The 14,431-nt window shown below is 70.8% G+C and carries 16 protein-coding genes; 7 read left to right on the top strand and 9 right to left on the bottom strand.

Annotated features, from left to right (window positions below; genetic code table 11):
• The first annotated feature begins 36 nt into the window (after positions 1 to 36).
• Complete coding sequence (locus D8670_RS07205) at positions 37 to 423, top strand: universal stress protein (protein WP_121817382.1); 387 nt, start codon at positions 37 to 39, stop codon at positions 421 to 423.
• Between the two features lie 45 nt (positions 424 to 468).
• On the opposite strand, the gene D8670_RS07200 is transcribed toward D8670_RS07205, so the two are convergent.
• Positions 469 to 1,782, bottom strand: a complete 1,314-nt coding sequence (locus D8670_RS07200) for a hypothetical protein (protein ID WP_121817381.1) — start codon at positions 1,780 to 1,782, stop codon at positions 469 to 471.
• A gap of 125 nt (positions 1,783 to 1,907) precedes the next feature.
• Positions 1,908 to 3,197: an ornithine cyclodeaminase family domain gene (locus tag D8670_RS07195; protein WP_121817380.1), complete on the bottom strand. Its 1,290-nt coding sequence runs from the start codon at positions 3,195 to 3,197 to the stop codon at positions 1,908 to 1,910.
• Between the two features lie 137 nt (positions 3,198 to 3,334).
• On the opposite strand from D8670_RS07195, the gene D8670_RS07190 reads away from it, so the two are divergent.
• Entirely contained in the window at positions 3,335 to 4,606 is a 1,272-nt protein-coding gene (locus D8670_RS07190; protein ID WP_121817379.1) for a carboxypeptidase regulatory-like domain-containing protein, read from the top strand.
• On the opposite strand, the gene D8670_RS07185 is transcribed toward D8670_RS07190, so the two are convergent.
• A complete protein-coding gene (locus D8670_RS07185) occupies positions 4,603 to 5,646 on the bottom strand; it encodes an NAD(P)/FAD-dependent oxidoreductase (protein WP_121817378.1) in 1,044 nt (347 codons plus the stop codon). The genes D8670_RS07190 and D8670_RS07185 overlap by 4 nt on opposite strands.
• Positions 5,647 to 5,693: 47 nt before the next feature.
• Positions 5,694 to 6,131: a universal stress protein gene (locus tag D8670_RS07180; RefSeq protein WP_121817377.1), complete on the bottom strand. Its 438-nt coding sequence runs from the start codon at positions 6,129 to 6,131 to the stop codon at positions 5,694 to 5,696.
• A gap of 206 nt (positions 6,132 to 6,337) precedes the next feature.
• Between D8670_RS07180 and D8670_RS07175 the strand changes: the two genes are divergently transcribed.
• Positions 6,338 to 6,766, top strand: coding sequence for a hypothetical protein (locus D8670_RS07175; protein ID WP_121817376.1), 429 nt, complete (start codon positions 6,338 to 6,340; stop codon positions 6,764 to 6,766).
• A gap of 105 nt (positions 6,767 to 6,871) precedes the next feature.
• On the opposite strand, the gene D8670_RS07170 is transcribed toward D8670_RS07175, so the two are convergent.
• On the bottom strand, positions 6,872 to 7,924 hold the full coding sequence (locus D8670_RS07170; protein ID WP_121817375.1) for an NAD(P)/FAD-dependent oxidoreductase: 1,053 nt from the start codon (positions 7,922 to 7,924) through the stop codon (positions 6,872 to 6,874).
• A 78-nt stretch (positions 7,925 to 8,002) separates the two neighbouring features.
• On the opposite strand from D8670_RS07170, the gene D8670_RS07165 reads away from it, so the two are divergent.
• Positions 8,003 to 8,581 carry a hypothetical protein gene (locus D8670_RS07165; protein ID WP_121817374.1) on the top strand — a complete coding sequence of 193 codons (579 nt, stop codon included), beginning with the start codon at positions 8,003 to 8,005 and terminating at the stop codon, positions 8,579 to 8,581.
• Between the two features lie 119 nt (positions 8,582 to 8,700).
• Positions 8,701 to 9,897 carry a redox-regulated ATPase YchF gene (locus D8670_RS07160; RefSeq protein WP_121817373.1) on the top strand — a complete coding sequence of 399 codons (1,197 nt, stop codon included), beginning with the start codon at positions 8,701 to 8,703 and terminating at the stop codon, positions 9,895 to 9,897.
• Between the two features lie 9 nt (positions 9,898 to 9,906).
• Here the strand turns inward: D8670_RS07160 and D8670_RS07155 are convergent, their stop codons facing one another.
• The 3 genes from D8670_RS07155 to D8670_RS07145 all read right to left on the bottom strand — a co-directional run bounded on the left by D8670_RS07155 (position 9,907) and on the right by D8670_RS07145 (position 12,880).
• Complete coding sequence (locus D8670_RS07155) at positions 9,907 to 10,035, bottom strand: phosphohydrolase (RefSeq protein ID WP_121817372.1); 129 nt, start codon at positions 10,033 to 10,035, stop codon at positions 9,907 to 9,909.
• Between the two features lie 96 nt (positions 10,036 to 10,131).
• Positions 10,132 to 12,078, bottom strand: a complete 1,947-nt coding sequence (locus tag D8670_RS07150) for a hypothetical protein (protein ID WP_121817371.1) — start codon at positions 12,076 to 12,078, stop codon at positions 10,132 to 10,134.
• The gene (locus tag D8670_RS07145) at positions 12,071 to 12,880 is read right to left on the bottom strand and encodes an alpha/beta fold hydrolase (RefSeq protein WP_121817370.1); all 810 of its coding nucleotides are present in this window, start codon (positions 12,878 to 12,880) and stop codon (positions 12,071 to 12,073) included. The genes D8670_RS07150 and D8670_RS07145 overlap by 8 nt, the downstream gene beginning before the upstream one ends.
• 99 nt (positions 12,881 to 12,979) lie before the next feature.
• Here D8670_RS07145 and D8670_RS07140 point away from each other — a divergent pair, with 99 nt between their 5' ends.
• Together D8670_RS07140 and D8670_RS07135 are read left to right on the top strand one after the other, a co-directional pair.
• Entirely contained in the window at positions 12,980 to 13,423 is a 444-nt protein-coding gene (locus D8670_RS07140; protein WP_121817369.1) for a hypothetical protein, read from the top strand.
• Between the two features lie 46 nt (positions 13,424 to 13,469).
• A complete protein-coding gene (locus tag D8670_RS07135) occupies positions 13,470 to 14,132 on the top strand; it encodes a DUF7546 family protein (protein ID WP_205254046.1) in 663 nt (220 codons plus the stop codon).
• 33 nt (positions 14,133 to 14,165) lie between these two features.
• Here D8670_RS07135 and D8670_RS07130 read toward each other — a convergent pair whose 3' ends face one another.
• Positions 14,166 to 14,426, bottom strand: a complete 261-nt coding sequence (locus D8670_RS07130; protein WP_121817368.1) for a cytochrome C oxidase subunit IV family protein — start codon at positions 14,424 to 14,426, stop codon at positions 14,166 to 14,168.
• Positions 14,427 to 14,431: the final 5 nt, after the last annotated feature.

Genomic DNA, 14,431 nt, shown 5'->3' with positions numbered 1-14,431 from the left:
GGCAACGCTTTGCCGCTCCGGCGGTCACCCTCCCGCATGCAGTATCTCGTCGGGACCGATTCGGTCCACACGAGCGCAGCAGCGTGTGATTATTTGGAGCCGCGACTGGCCGACAGAGACGAGGTGGTCGCGGTCGCGGTCGTCGAGTCGGGCGACGACGCGGAGCGACGCGACCGGCAGGAGGCGCTGAACGTCTTCCGGGTGCGATTGCCCGCCGCGGCCCCCGAAACGGCGTTGCGAGACGGCGACGCGGCCGCGGAACTGCTCGCCGCGGCCGACGAGCGCGACGCCGACGAACTCGTGGTCGGCCCGCACCGGGGCGACCCGGACCTCGACGGCGCGCCCGGCGGAACGCTCGTCGACCTGCTCGCGGACGCGACGCGGCCCGTCGCCGTCGTGCCGCTCGCCTCAAGTAGTAACTGAACGCGACGACACACTCGACCGGCCCGGTACCGGTCGATGTGTGATCTAGTGGTTCTCGGTCTCGCGGTTGGACGGTCGCTCGCGCCGGCGGCTACCGTGGCCGTGACGGCTGCCGAACTGGTGGTCGCGGTCGCTCACGCCGCGCTCGCCGCCGTGGCGCTGCTCGCCGCTCCCTTCGGTTCGCTCGTTCGCCGAGTCGCTGCCGAAGTGGCCGCCGAGGACGCCGGCGAGGTCGCTCTCGTGTTCGCTCCCGCGCTGGCTCCCCCGGACGTTCTCGCTGCTGCGGCGGCTCTGCCGGCGGTTGCCGTGCTGGCGGTTCGACTGCATCCCCCCGCGCTCGGTCGCGCCGGTGTCGGTCGAGCGGTTCTCCGTCCCGCGGTCCGTCTGCGCGGTGTCGCGGCGCGCGTAGTGGCCGCTCCGGTCGGTGTCGTCCGACCCGTGGAGCGCGCCCGAACCGCCGCGGCGCTCGCCCTGCCGCGAGCCGCGTTGGGACGCCGAACCGCCCCGGTTCTCCGACTGCTGTGAGCCGTGCTGCTCGCCGTAGTCCTCCTGATGCGTGAACGGGGAGCCCTCGCTGACGAACGCGTCGCCCTGTTGGGCGCGGTCGCTACCGGACTCGTCGAACCGGTGCGAGTGGCTCGTCGTGCCGCGGTCGAGGGTGTCCTCGGTCACGTCCCCCTGTCGACCGGTCTCGGGGATGTCGCCGCTCCGGCGCGTCGCGTCGTACTCGTCCGGCGTCTCGCCGCCGTGACCCTGCTGTCGGGCCGTGCGGCGCGCGCCCTCGCCGCCCATCGGCCCGACGTCGCCGAAGTCCGGGCGATCGGTTCGCCCCTCCTCGTCCGTGCCGGAGTGCTGGCGGGTCGTCCGCTGGTCGCCCTCGTCGGATCCGAGGCCGGGCGTTCCGCTCGTTTCCGTATGCCGCGGCGTGTCGCGGCTCCGGCGGGCGTACTCGCCGACCTCGTTGCTGCCGGTGCGGGCGGTGTCGCCGATGTCTCCCGTGCGTTGGGGTTCTCCGCTTCGGGTCCCCGTGCCGCGGCTCTCGCCGCCGCTCCGGCCGCTCTGTCCGGGTGTCCGGTCCGAGAGTTCGCGCGACCGGCGGCCGTACCGCCTGCTTCGACCGCCCTGCTGGCCCGACCGGTCGCTCTGGTCGCGGCCGCCGGCCTGTCGGTGCTGACCGCCCTCCTGCCGGTTCATGTCGCTCTCCGTCCATCCCTCGTGCGTGCCTTCGCCGGGATGGTGGCGGGCCTGCCCGCCGTGCAGGAGGTTGCCCATGTTGCCGTGCTCCTCGGTGACGGCGTCGCCCTCGAACTGTTCGTCCGGTCCGTACGTGCGTCGCTCTAGGAACTCCTGTTCTCTCATAACTCCCCACCCGGGTGTGACTCCGCCCGCGAGCGTAATAGGCGTAGGGCAACGCCTCGGGAGGGATACTGGTCGGGCGAGTTATCCGCGGTGACTTACTGGTCGAGCGGCTTATCTGCGGCCGCTTACTCGTCCAGCAGGTTGTCCGCGAGCAGCGGGACGAACGTGCCGATGTCCGACACCATGCCGATGGCCTGCGCGCTGCCGCGGTCGAGCAGCTGGGTGACCGTCGAGGGGTTGATGTCGACGCAGACGACCCGTGTCGTCGAGGGGAGGCAGTTGCCGACCGCGACCGAGTGCAGCAGGGTCGCGAGCATCAGCACCATGTCGGCGTCGCGGGCCTGCTCGCGGATGGCGTTCTGCGCCTCGACGGCGTCGGTGATGGTGTCCGGAAGCGGCCCGTCGTCGCGGATAGACCCGGCGAGGACGTAGGGGGCGTCGTTCTCGACGCACTCGTACATGATCCCCTCCGTGATGACGCCGTCCTCGACGGCCGGTTCGATGCCGCCCGCACGGATCACCTCGCTGATGGTGTAGATGTGGTGCTTGTGGCCCTTCCGGGGGTGCTCCATCGTCTCCACGTCCATCCCGAGCGAGGTGCCGTAGAGGCCGCGCTCGATGTCGTGGACGGCGAAGCCGTTGCCGGCGCTGATGGCGTCGACGTAGCCCTCGCGGACCAGTCGGGCGAGGTCGTCGGCCGCGCCGGAGTGGATGACCGCCGGGCCGCAGACCGCGAGCACGTTCCCGCCCTCCTTCTTCGTCTCCTCGACGGCGTCGGCGACCTTCGCGATGAGCGACTCCGACGGGCGCTCGCTGGAGACGCCGCCCTGCATGAAGCCGAACGCGCCGCCCTCGTCGCCGCGCGGGCGCTCCGGCGGTTCCACGCGGATGCCCGCCTCGCCGGTGACGACCATGTCGCCCTCCTCGATGGCGTTGAGCACCTTGGTGTAGGCGCGCGGGCCCTCCTCGCCGCGCGCTCCCGGTTCCTCGTCGTCACCGCTCCCGTTCTCCGGGGCGCTTTGCGCCCCGCGTTCCACCACGACGGCGCAGTCCATCTCGATGTTGTCCACCTCGACCCACTCCCCGTCGATACGGACTTTCGTCGGGTGGTTGGTCGTCGAGTAGAAGCCGGTCGGCACGACCTGGTCCGCGGGGGCCGGTTCGAGGTCGGCGTCGGACGGGTCGAGCAGCGTCGCGCCGTTCTGGTGCAGTTCGTGCAGGATGCCCTGCAGCTCGTGTTCCGTCTCCGCCGAGACGGCGAGGCGCGCGTACGACTCGGCGTGCTTGTGCCGGCCGATGTCGAACTGCTCGACCTCGAAGGAGCCGCCCATGTCCATGATGAGGCCGAAACAGCGGCCCATCATCCCGGAGTCGATGATGTGGCCCTCGAGCTCGACCGTGCGGGTCGCAGTCATGGGGGAGCAATGGCGAGACGCCGACAAGAGCGTTGTGAAGGCGGCCCGTCTTGGCGAGCGGGGAGACGGCCGTCCCCGCGGCGCGGATCGCCGAGCTATGGGAGAGGTTTAAGTAAACAGCAAATAACACCGCGAATATGAATAGAACTGTAGCCGTCGTCGCGCTGCTCGTCGCGAGCGCCGTCGGCGCCGCGACCCCGGTCGCCGGCGCCGCGGGACCGGCGGCCCCCGCGTCGACCGCCGACGCGACGGCCGACCTCGTGACGCTGGAGATAGCGGTCACGGACGACGAGGGCGACCCCGTCGGGAACGCGCGAGTGAACGTCACCTACGACGCGGGCGAGAACCGGACCACGACCTTCTCGAACGGTCGCGCTCTGGTGGACGTGCCGCGGAACGCGTCCCCCACCGTGCGCGTGACCCACGACGACTACGTTCGGAACTTCCCCGTCCGAGTCGGCGAGATGACCGAGAGCGAGACGGTCGACGTGACCGTGTACCCCCGGGCGACCGCCGTCGTCGACGTGAGCGACGACACCGGCGCGGTCGAGGGCACGCGGGTCTCGCTGAAGAAAGAGGGCGACGCCCGCACCGTGGACCGCGGCCGGACGAACGCCGAGGGGACCTACGAGAGCGTCGCCGTCGAGGCCGGCGAGTACACCGCGACGGTCGAGCGCGAGGGGTACCTGGAGCGGACGATCGAGTTCGAGGCGGACGGTACGACCGTCAAGTCGGTCACGATCGAGAGCGCCCGGGCGAACGTCGACTTCGTCGTGCAGGACGCGTTCTTCGACGACCCGCGGCCGGTCGGCGACGCCCGGATCTCGGTGCGCAACGACGGCGAAGAGGTCGCGGCGGCCCGGACCGACGGGCGGAACGGCGAGGCGGCGACCCGCCTCGGCGTCAACACGGAGTACACCGTCGTCGTCGACCACCCCGATTACGAGAGCATCGAGCGCGAACTCTCTATCGACGAGCAGGACGCGGTCGCGGTCACGTACAACGTGACGCGGACGCCGACGCTCTCGGTCGACGCGGGTCAGGAGCGCGTCGTCGTCGGCGAGACGGTTCGCGTCGAGGTGACCGACGAGTACAACCAGACCGTCGAGGGCGCGACCGTCCTGCGCGACGGCGAGGAGGTCGGGCAGACCGACGCCAACGGCGTGCTGAACGTCCCCATCACCGAGGCCGGCGAGTTCGAGATCACCGCGGAGACGGACGACCTCGCCTCCGACCCGGTGGCCGTCCGCGGCGTGGAGGAGGGCGGCGACGAGACGCCGGCGACGACCGCGGCGACGAACGACACCGAGTCTGACGAGAGCGACGGCGGCGGCCTCCCCGGGTTCACCGCCGGCGCGGCCGTGGTCGCGCTGGCCGGGGCGCTCGTCGCGCTCCGCCGCCGAGGTTAATCGACGACGCGTTCTCCCGTTTTCAGCCCGCTCGACAGCGCCGCGTGCAGGCGGGCCTCGCCCGCGACCCAGTCGCCCGCGAGGTAGAGGTCGTGGTCCCGCGCGGCCGCGACGGCGTCCGCGGCGACGCCCGCGTCCGGGAGCGCGCGCCGCCACCGCGCGACGTCCGTCCAGTCCGGGGACCGTAGCCGGTCCTCGTCGAGGAGCGCGGCCGCGTGCCGCGCCGCGTCGGCGGCGATCGCGTCGTCGTCATCGCCGAACCGGTCGGCGGACCAGTCGGGCGCCATCTGGGCGATCAGGAGGGACTCGCCGTCGGGGACGTGTCCGGGCTTGCACTCCTCGCGGGCGAGCCACCCGACCGCGTGCTCGCGATCGGTGTTTACCAGCGCGTAGTACGGGCGCTCGACCGGGGCGGGGTAATGGAGCGCGACCGAGAGGATGGAGCGGTACGGCACCGCCGCGGCGGCCTCGCGGATCCGCTCGCGGTCGGGATGGTCCCACTCGGCGTCGGCGAGCAGGGCGGCCGTTTCGGGCGCTGGCGGCGTCAGCACGACGTCGTCGAACGCCGCTGAACCGTCGTCGCTCACCCCGGGAGCGCCGCGCATCGCCGTCTCGACGACCCACTCGTCGCTGGCCCGCCGGAGCCGTTCCACCGGCGTCCCCGTCTCGACGGCGGCGTCGGCGGCGTCCCGGAGACGAGTCGCGAGCGTCGCGATACCGCCCTCGTAGGTCCACTTGCGCTCGTCCTCGTCGCGGCCGGGCGACACCGCGCCGTCCGCGTCGAACGTCCAGACCGGGCCCTCGACCTCGACGAGTCCCGACGAGAGCGGGCCGGTGACCAGATCGGTCACGCGGTCGTCGCCGTCCTTCAGGTAGTTCGCGCCGGTGTCGTACGTGTACCCGTCGGTCCGGCGCGTGGCCGAGCGCCCGCCCACTCGGTCCGCGCGCTCGAACAGCGTGACGGTCGCGTCCCGGTCCCGAAGAGCGTAGGCGGCACCCAGTCCGGCGACGCCGGCCCCGACGATGGCGATCGACTGCATGGGTCTCACCTTAGGACCGCCGGCGGAAATGCCTGTAGGGAGATCCCCTAGCTCTCCTCGATGTGGACGACCAGAACGGGGCGCTCGGAGTTGTCGACGACCTTCTCGGTGACGCTGCCCATGTTGACGATCTGGTCGCGACTCGAACGGCCGTGGGTGCCGATCGCGATCAGGTCGATGTCGTGTTCCTCGGCGTAGTCGAGCAGTTCGCGGTGCGGGACGCCCTCCCGGAGTTCCGTCACCACGTCGAGCCCGTCACCGCCGAGCCGGTCGACCACGGTGTCGATGGCGTCCTCGCCGTCCGACTGGAGACCGTCGAGCACCTCGTCCTGCTCGTCCTTGCCCGCCGCGAGGTACACCCGCCGGTCGACGACGTGGACCACGTGGAGGGTCGCGTCGTGGTTGCCCGCGATCTCGCGGGCGTGCTCGAGCGCCGTCACCGTCCCCTCGCTCCCGTCCGTCGGCATCAGTACGTCGTCGTACATAGTGGGACGTTCTCGTCCCTCGCACTTGAAACGACACGCCGCGGTGGAACGGCGGCGTTCGACGATGAAAAGGAGGGAGCGATCGGCGCAACGGGAAATAAGGCGGTCTTACCGGAGGAGTGTTGACACCGTAGCCGCCCTACCCTCGGAAACGACACATTAAAGAGCGACAGCCACTCTGATGGGAACAGTAAGGCAGCATTTCGATGGACGTCCTCCAGCTACTCGGTGCCGCGCTCGCCCTCTTCGTGACGCTCGGCGTCGGCACTGTCGCCCACGAGTACGCCCACGCCGCCGTGCTCTCGCTCGCCGGCATCCCCTACGACACGGAGTGGCTACCGGACAGCGACGGGAGCGACTACCTCCGGGCCGGCGCGTTCGGCACCTGGGCCTCCGTGACGCCGCGGGACCTCCCCGCGGACACCTCCCCCTGGCTGCTCCGGGTCTCGGCGCTGATGCCGCTCACGCTCGCGACGCCGTTCGTCCTCGTCGCCGCCGGCGTCCTCCCGGACCCCGCCACTCTCGGGAACCCCTACCTCGTCACCGCGGCCGTCGCCTGGTTCGCGTGCGCGCTCCCCTCCCCGCAGGACTTCTCGCTGGTCTGGTACGCCGAGCGAGCGATCGCCGAGGCCTGATCGCCGCCGCGAGCCGCCGCTCTCCGCACCGCCCCAGCCGCCGCACTCGTTGGTCGATTCGGACATGGACGGGTCGACGACGCTAGGCCAGAGTGTATACGCCGGTCAGGAGCCGTCCGGCGTCATGCCGGCGTAGTCGTCGCGCGAGCGGTGGCGGCGCATCCGCGCCCGCAGGTCGTCGGCGACGGCGGGGGCGCTCAGGTCGCCCGGGTCGCGGTCCGCGCACTCCTCGGCCGACAGCGGGAACCGCCGGAGGTCGTGGTGCACGGCGATGCCCGCCCGCGCGCCGTCGCCGACGGCGACCGGCGTCTGGTTCTGCCCGTGGGTCACGTCGCCGACCGCGTAGACGCCGTCGACGCTGGTCTCGAAGTCCTCGTCCACCGCGACGGAGCCGTCGTCGTTGAGCTCGCAGCCCAGGTCCTCGGCGAGCGCAGCGTTGTACTCCCGGCCGTAGACGGCGAACCCGCCGACGTACTCGCGCTCGGTGCCGTCGGCGAACTCCAGCCCGCCGATCCACGCCTCCGTGCTCTCGCTCTCTGCGAACGCCGAGTTGACGGACCGTGAGAGCACCTCGACCGGGTGGGTCTCGACCTGCGTCGCCGTGTCGTCGCCCCACGTCGGTCGCTCCCCGTTCAGTATCAGGTCCACCTCCCCGGTGAAGTTGAGCAGCGTCATCGCCACGTGGGCTGCCTCCTCGTCGTGCCCGAGGACGAACACCGGGGCGTCCGCGAGCGTGTAGGCGTCGCAGTGCAGGCAGTAGTGCAGGCCGTGCCCGGTGAACCGCTGGAGGTCGGGGACCCGCGGGGCGTTGTCGGAGAAGCCGGTCGCCAGCACGACCCGCTCGGCGAGCAGGTCCGCGTGGGTCGCCTCGATCCGAAAGCGGTCGTCGTCCGCGCGCCCGAGGGCGGTGACCGAGTCCTCGTAGTAGTCCGTCCCGTACTCCTCCAGCTGGGCGGCGGCGACCGCGGCCAGTTCGGCGCCGGACGTCTCCTCCGAGACGCCGATAAGGTTGTGGACGGAGTCGACGAGCTCGTGGCGGCCGCCCTCCCTGGTGATGAGCGCCGTCCGGTGCCCCAGTCGGGTGGCGTACAGGGCGGCGGTCAGCCCGGCCGGTCCCCCGCCGATCACGGCTACCTCGTAGGCCGGCTGTCGGTCCATGGGCGGCGTACGATCCCGACGCAGTTGACTGGCGGGGTCCGGCGTTTAACTGCGTCGCCGTGGTAGTTCGCTCGGCACATGCTGTTCAAAGACATCATCGGAACGGCGACCGGAAACGAACGGGCGGGCGAAGGGGCGGCGAGCGGGTCGCAGGGGATGATCCCCGGCCGGATCGGCGAGCAGCTCCGGTCCGGGCGCCTCGCCATGAGCACGGGGGTGCTGTGGATCGTCCGCGGCCTCCGCTCGAAGCGGGGCCGCAAGCGCCGGCTCGCGATGGGCTCGCTCGCCCTCGTCGTCGGCCTCCTCCAGCGCCGGTCCCGACGCGGCGCGAGCGACATCGAGTTCCCCGCGGACGCGGGGAAAGAGACCGTCGACCCGTCGACGGACGTCTCGGAGAGCGTCAGCGAGACGGGCATGACCGAGGTCGAGTTCGGCGAGCAGGACACCGAGGAACCGCCCGAGGACATGCAGACAGACATGGAGGCGAGCGACGAACTGACCGACGAGGAGGCGACGGCCGGGGAGTCGGCGACCGACGCGGACGCCGACGAGCACGAGACGGACATCGGCGAGGCGCCCGAGGGCGAGGAGTCGGGCATCGACCTCGGCGGGGACGAGTCCGACGAGACGAGCGCGGACGAAGACGAGGAGGAGTAGCCCCGGGCGGGAGCGTCCGACCGGCGCGACGAACCGCCTCGCGCGGCCCGGCTGTCACCGACTGACAGGGCGCGCTCGTTTTGGTAACCCTTTCGTGCGGCGACCGACCAGAGGAGTCAATGACCTACAAGATCGGCCTGGTGGGGAAGCCATCGGTCGGCAAGTCGAGCTTCTTCAACGCGGCGACGATGAACGACGTACCGGAGGGCGCGTACCCGTTCACGACCATCGACCCGAGCGTCGGCGAGGCGTACGTCCGCGTCGACTGCGCGGCTCCGGAGTTCGGCGAGACCTGTACACCCGAGACTGGCTACTGCGAGGACGGCACGCGGTTCGTCCCGGTCAAGCTCGTCGACGTGGCCGGACTGATCCCCGGCGCACACGAGGGCAACGGGCTCGGCAACCAGTTCCTCACGGATCTGAACGAGGCGGACGTGCTGGTCCACGTCGTCGACTTCTCCGGGAAGACGGACCTCGAAGGCGAGCCGACGGAGGACCACGACCCGCGGGAGGACGTCGACTTCCTGGAGAACGAACTCGACATGTGGTACCTCGACGTGCTGGAGAAGGGCATCGAGCGCTACCGCTCGGGCTACGACGGCGAGGACTCGGACGTCGAGGTCGACCTCGCGGAGCAGATGAGCGCGTTCGGGACGAACAAAGACGAGATCAAGCGGACGATCCTCTGGCTAAACATGCCGCTTGACCCGGACGAGTGGGACGAGGACGACCGCGCGGCGCTGGCTCGCGAGATCCGCAAGCGCACGAAGCCGATGGTGATCGCCGCGAACAAGATGGACACGCCCGAGGCGCAGGCCAACTACGAGGAGATAGCGAACGACCCCGAGTACGACCACCTGACGTTCGTGCCGACGAGCGCCCACGCCGAGAAGGCGCTGAAGACGGCGTCGGAGCAGGGCGCCGTCGACTACCGGCCGGGCGACGACGAGTTCGAGGTCGTCGGCGACCTCGGCGACGAACAGGCGGCGGGACTGGAGCAGATCCGCGAGTACGTCGCCGCGTTTGGCGGCACGGGGGTCCAGCGGACCCTCGAAACCGCGCTGTTCGACGAGCTGGGCGGCGTCGCCGTGTTCCCCGGGTCGTCGAACGGCGTCGTCACCGACGACGGGACGGTGCTGCGCGACTGCTTCATCCTCCCGGAGGGGTCGACCGCGGAGGACTTCGCCTACCACCTGCACTCGGACATCGGGGACGGCTTCCTGCACGCCATCGACTGTCGGTCCGAGCGCCAGATCGGCGCGGACCAAGAACTAGAGAACCGCGACGTCGTCGAAATCGTGTCGACCAACCAGTGAAAACTCGACTTACTGCGCGGGGTTGTTGCCGCGCTCGTGCAGGTACACCATCTGCCACAGCGCCTGGTCCATGTCGCTGTCCTGGGCGGCCTCTTCGAGTTTCTCGTACAGGTGTTCGGACACCGTGATTTCGGGCATCAAGCGTTGATCCGACCGCGACGGGTAAAAGTGTACTGTAATTCGAAATCGAGTTAATACTGCTGTCGGGCGGTTTCCCGCCGTGGCCGAAACCACCTACCGGCGATCGGAGGCGAGACTGAACGTCGCCGCGGCCTCGGGGTCGTCCGCGACGAGTTCGCGCGCCCGGTGCGGCGGGACGAAGGCGTCCCGGCCTGCGTGTGGCATCGCGTAGATCGACTGGGCGCTGCCGCCCCGGAAGTCGGCGCGAGCGAGGGTCCGGCCGCCGTCGAGCAGCGACCGGGGGAGGCCGTACCAGACGGTCGCCCCGTCGCCCCGGGCGACGGCTTCGGCGGCGGCGCCCGCGTCGCGGTCGCCGAGCGCCGCGCCCTCGATCGACCCCGCCTCCGGCCCGACAGCCCAGAGGTCGAACCGGTCGAGCACGGCGTAATCCGCGTCGGTCGCCGAGGGGAGCGCGGCGCGGGCCTCGCGGTGTTCGAGGCCGCCGAGCGCGACGTCTGACAGCGCCGATCCGACGGCGACCGGGACGGTCACCGTCCGCTCCTCGCCGGGCGAGAGTTCCACGTCCGGCGCGGCGTCGGCGAGGCCGAAGCGGTCGAGCGGCGACGCGGCCGCGAGCGACGCCGCTTCCCGCTCCGTCACGTACGCGCCGGGGTCGAACGGGCGGACGGCGATGTTCCGGAGCGTCGTCTCGCCCTCCGACGCAATCCGGAGTTCGAGGTCGCCGTCGAGGAACCGCTCCCGGTCGAGCGCGTGGAAGATCGACGCGCTGGCGCCGCCGTCGTAGGGGTAGTCCCCGTCGAGGTAGCCGCCGAAGTCGCCGACGTACTCCCAGTCGCCCTCCGCGGTCTGGAGCCAGAGCCGGTGGTCGTGAAAGCCCACGTCGTCGGTGCGGAGCCAGAGGTCGAAGCGGTCCCCGGGCCCGTAGCCCGGTCGCGTCCCCAGTGTGCCGCGCCAGGCGAACAGGTAGCGGTCACGGGCGATTGTGTAGGTGGCGACCTCCCCGCGCTCGGCGAACTTGTCGGGATCGGCGACGTTCGGGACGAACGGGTCGAAGCCGACCTCGGTCTTCTTGTAATTGTTCCGGGAGTACCAGCCGATCCCCCTCGCGTCGGCGTCCATCGCGGTTCGGAGGTCCAGCCGCATCGCCGTCTTGCTCGGCGTGTGGTTCGGGTTGATCGTGTGGGCCTGGCCCATGTAGAACACGTCCCTCCCGTCCACCCCCTCGCGGGCGTTCCCGATCAGGCTCCGGACGGCGTCGTTCGCGGCCGTCGGTCCGACGTCTTTCTCGTACCACCCGCGGTAGAAGTCGACCATCGCGAAGTCGGGTGTCGCTCCGCGCTCGCGGAGAGCGGTCGTCAGTCGCTCGTAGGTCTCCGGGCTCTTCGAGTCAACGAGGTACGGGAAGTGGACGAAGATTCCCACGTCGATCCCATCGGAGACGTCCTTGATCACGCGACGCTGGGCCGCGAACACCGCCGGACCGTGCTCCAGCAGGTTGTCGACGGACTCGGCGGTCCACTTACCGCCCTCGGCCCAGCGGCCGGAGACGGGCGCCTCCTGCCAGAGGACGATCCGGCCGTCGCCGAAGCGGTCGTGGTACAGTTCGACGATCCGATCGAGTCGATTCAAATGTTGCTCTCTCTCCTCAGCGTCGTTCACGAACTCCTTCGACGTCACCGCTTTCATGATCCCGACGTTCAACCAGACATCCACCCCCCGCTCAGCGGCCGCGTCTGCGTCGTCGAGGAAGTCGTCAACGAGAGCCGGGTTGTCCAGGTTCGTCACGACCAGCACGACGGCGAGATCGTGGCGAGCGGCGAAGGCGAGGACGTTGTCGCGAAGGTTTCTCACGTTCCGTAGTGGCCCGCTGAGCCAGACGAAATCGGTCCGATCCGCTTCGGCGTCGCCCCGTCGTGATCTCCCTTCGTCGACGCCGAGACTGGTCGCCCCGGCCGCAGCAAACACCGTTCCGCCGACCACGCTGCTCCCGGCCCGGAGCCAGTCCCGCCGTGAGACGCCGCGGCGCGCGTCCTCAGGCATCGTCGCCGTCCGCCGTCGGTTCCGGGAACGCCTCGCGGTAGAACTGCTCGACGGACCTGGTGTACTCCGCGGGCCGGTGGAGGTTGGCGGTGTGGCCGGCGTCGGCGACGACCTCGACCCTGGTGTCCGGCGCGGCCGCCGCGTGCTCGTCCTCGCTGCGGCGGGAGAGGAGGTCCTTCTCCCCGTTGAGGACGAGCGCCGGGCCGGGGTAGGCGCTGAATTCCGCGCGGAAGTCCCGCCCGGCGAGGTCGCGGCCGGCCTCGCCGAACCGCTCGAAGTAGAACCCGTCGTCGATGATCGCGCGCTTCTCCTCGGGAGAGATGTGGAGCTGACGGATCAGCCGCTTCCACAGGCCCGCGTACGCCTTCCGGACGAGCTTGCTCTCGGCGGCCGCGCGGGAGACGGCGCTGACGACCCGCGTGACGACGCCGAGCAGTCCCGTCGGGTTCGCGCTGCTGCCCGAGATGATCAGCGCGTCGACCTTGTCCGGGTACCGGCCGGCGTAGCTCGTCGCGAGGTAACCGCCAAGCGACAGGCCGACGACGACCGCTTCGCCGTCCGCCTCGCGCTCGACGACCCGGTCGAGCAGGTCGACGGCGCGCTCGAACTGGAACGTCTCGTCCGCGCGCGCCCCGTGACCCGGTAGGTCGAAGCTGATCAGTCGCAGGTCGTCCGGGAGCCTGTTCACCTGCGGGAGCCACATCGACCCGGTCAGGGTCACCCCGTGAACGAACACGATCGGCCGGCCGTCCGGGTCACCCGACACCGTCACGCCGCGTAGCTCCTCGTGGGACGAGTCCATGGAACGTTCCTACGACGAACCCGCGCTTAGTAGTCGGGGGCGCTGCGAACGGGCGAACGCTTAATGTAGCGGGACGATGACGAGTAAGATGATAGTGTTATGGTAACACTCACCACGAGTACGGTGATCACGGGGCTGTTCCTCGTCGCCGTGATCGCCGCGACGGTCGTCAGTTCGCGGCGCGCGGCCTCGGACGGGGGACGCCGCTCTCGGGCGGAGACGGCGGCCGGGAGGAGCGAGCACTACGTCCCTGGCGAGCACCTCGTCGCCGCCCTCCGCGGCGAGCTGGCGGCGTGGATCGCCGGCTTCCTCCTGCTGGCTGTCGGGTTCGGCGGCGCGACGGTGCTGGCGCTGGGGGACCCGACCCTGCTCGGCGGCATGACGGCGCTGTTCGTCGCGCTGCTGGTGCTGTACCTGCTCGCCGGGGTGTACCTCCTCGGACGGCAGCGCGGCCACTCGACGGCGCTGGCCGTCGCGGAGAGCGCCACTGCCTTCGGCGTCGCGCTGATCGTCGGCGTCCTCTTCCGGCTCGTCACCGGCTGATGACGGGGCGCGCAGACGGCCGTCGGGCGCGACGGCCGCAGGGACGATGAGCGGGGCGACCGCGCCGCGCCTGGAGCGCGCGGTCGCCCGCCGGGACGTGCGCCTGCTCGCGCTCGCCGCGGTCGCGGAGGTCCTGCTCGTCGCCGTCCACTTCACTGTGCGACCGGGCGAGCCGACGACCCTGCGCTACGTGCTGTACCCGTTCGTCTGGATCAACGTCTCCGTCTGGGCAGTGGCGAAGACGACTCCCGACCCCGCTGGCCCCCGGCGCGAAGCGGTCGCCCTCGTCCTCGCCGTGGCGTACGCCGCGACGCTCGCGACTCTCGGCGGCCTCGTCGGCCTGACCGGCGGCGCGGAGGGGCCGCTCGGGCTCCGGTTCGCCCTGCGCTCGCCGGGGTGGGGCCCCGTCGTCGCCTACGTCTCGCCGGCGTTCTACGTCACGTTCGTCCCGTACCTGGTAGTGGGGTACCTGTCGCTGTCGTACCTGCTGTACGCAGCCGCGGTCGACGCGCTCGCCGCCACGCCGCTGGGGGCGCTCGGTCTCGTCGCCTGCGCCGGGTGCAGCGTCCCGATACTGACGACGCTTGCCGGGAGCCTCGCGGGCGCGGCCGGGGTCGCCGCGGCGTACGCGCACTCGCTCGACCTCGCGACGGCCGCGTTCGTCGCGACCGTCGCGCTGCTGTACTACCGGCCGTGGACGCGGCGGTGAGGTCGCGGGCGGCGGCCCCGCCGCCCCCTTCGCTCAGACGATCGAGTACGCCGAGGCCGAGGTGAGCACGACCGCGACGAACAGGGCGGCGAGCATCATGTACGTTATCGACCTCGGCTCGTCGACCAGGTGCTGGTAGTACCCGGCGACGAGGACGGCCTTCACGGCCGACAGCACCATGATCAGGCCGAAGCCCGTCCAGTACGTCAGCCCGGCGAACTCCACCAGCACCTGCACGGTCGCCAGGACGAACAGCGCCACGTAGATTATCGCGTACAGTTTGACCTTGCTCATTGTTG

Source organism: Halostella limicola (assembly GCF_003675875.1).
GTDB lineage: Archaea > Halobacteriota > Halobacteria > Halobacteriales > Natronoarchaeaceae > Halostella > Halostella limicola.
This window is presented reverse-complemented; position numbering and strand designations above follow the sequence as displayed.

Coding starts and splice junctions, on each gene's coding strand:
- D8670_RS07135 (WP_205254046.1), top strand. CDS start 13,470: ATGAGCGGGGCGACCGCGCCGCGCCTGGAGCGCGCGGTCGCCCGCCGG.
- D8670_RS07200 (WP_121817381.1), bottom strand. CDS start 1,782: ATGAGAGAACAGGAGTTCCTAGAGCGACGCACGTACGGACCGGACGAA.
- D8670_RS07205 (WP_121817382.1), top strand. CDS start 37: ATGCAGTATCTCGTCGGGACCGATTCGGTCCACACGAGCGCAGCAGCG.
- D8670_RS07150 (WP_121817371.1), bottom strand. CDS start 12,078: ATGCCTGAGGACGCGCGCCGCGGCGTCTCACGGCGGGACTGGCTCCGG.
- D8670_RS07130 (WP_121817368.1), bottom strand. CDS start 14,426: ATGAGCAAGGTCAAACTGTACGCGATAATCTACGTGGCGCTGTTCGTC.
- D8670_RS07140 (WP_121817369.1), top strand. CDS start 12,980: ATGGTAACACTCACCACGAGTACGGTGATCACGGGGCTGTTCCTCGTC.
- D8670_RS07190 (WP_121817379.1), top strand. CDS start 3,335: ATGAATAGAACTGTAGCCGTCGTCGCGCTGCTCGTCGCGAGCGCCGTC.
- D8670_RS07175 (WP_121817376.1), top strand. CDS start 6,338: ATGGACGTCCTCCAGCTACTCGGTGCCGCGCTCGCCCTCTTCGTGACG.
- D8670_RS07155 (WP_121817372.1), bottom strand. CDS start 10,035: ATGCCCGAAATCACGGTGTCCGAACACCTGTACGAGAAACTCGAAGAG.
- D8670_RS07180 (WP_121817377.1), bottom strand. CDS start 6,131: ATGTACGACGACGTACTGATGCCGACGGACGGGAGCGAGGGGACGGTG.
- D8670_RS07170 (WP_121817375.1), bottom strand. CDS start 7,924: ATGGACCGACAGCCGGCCTACGAGGTAGCCGTGATCGGCGGGGGACCG.
- D8670_RS07165 (WP_121817374.1), top strand. CDS start 8,003: ATGCTGTTCAAAGACATCATCGGAACGGCGACCGGAAACGAACGGGCG.
- D8670_RS07145 (WP_121817370.1), bottom strand. CDS start 12,880: ATGGACTCGTCCCACGAGGAGCTACGCGGCGTGACGGTGTCGGGTGAC.
- D8670_RS07160 (WP_121817373.1), top strand. CDS start 8,701: ATGACCTACAAGATCGGCCTGGTGGGGAAGCCATCGGTCGGCAAGTCG.
- D8670_RS07185 (WP_121817378.1), bottom strand. CDS start 5,646: ATGCAGTCGATCGCCATCGTCGGGGCCGGCGTCGCCGGACTGGGTGCC.
- D8670_RS07195 (WP_121817380.1), bottom strand. CDS start 3,197: ATGACTGCGACCCGCACGGTCGAGCTCGAGGGCCACATCATCGACTCC.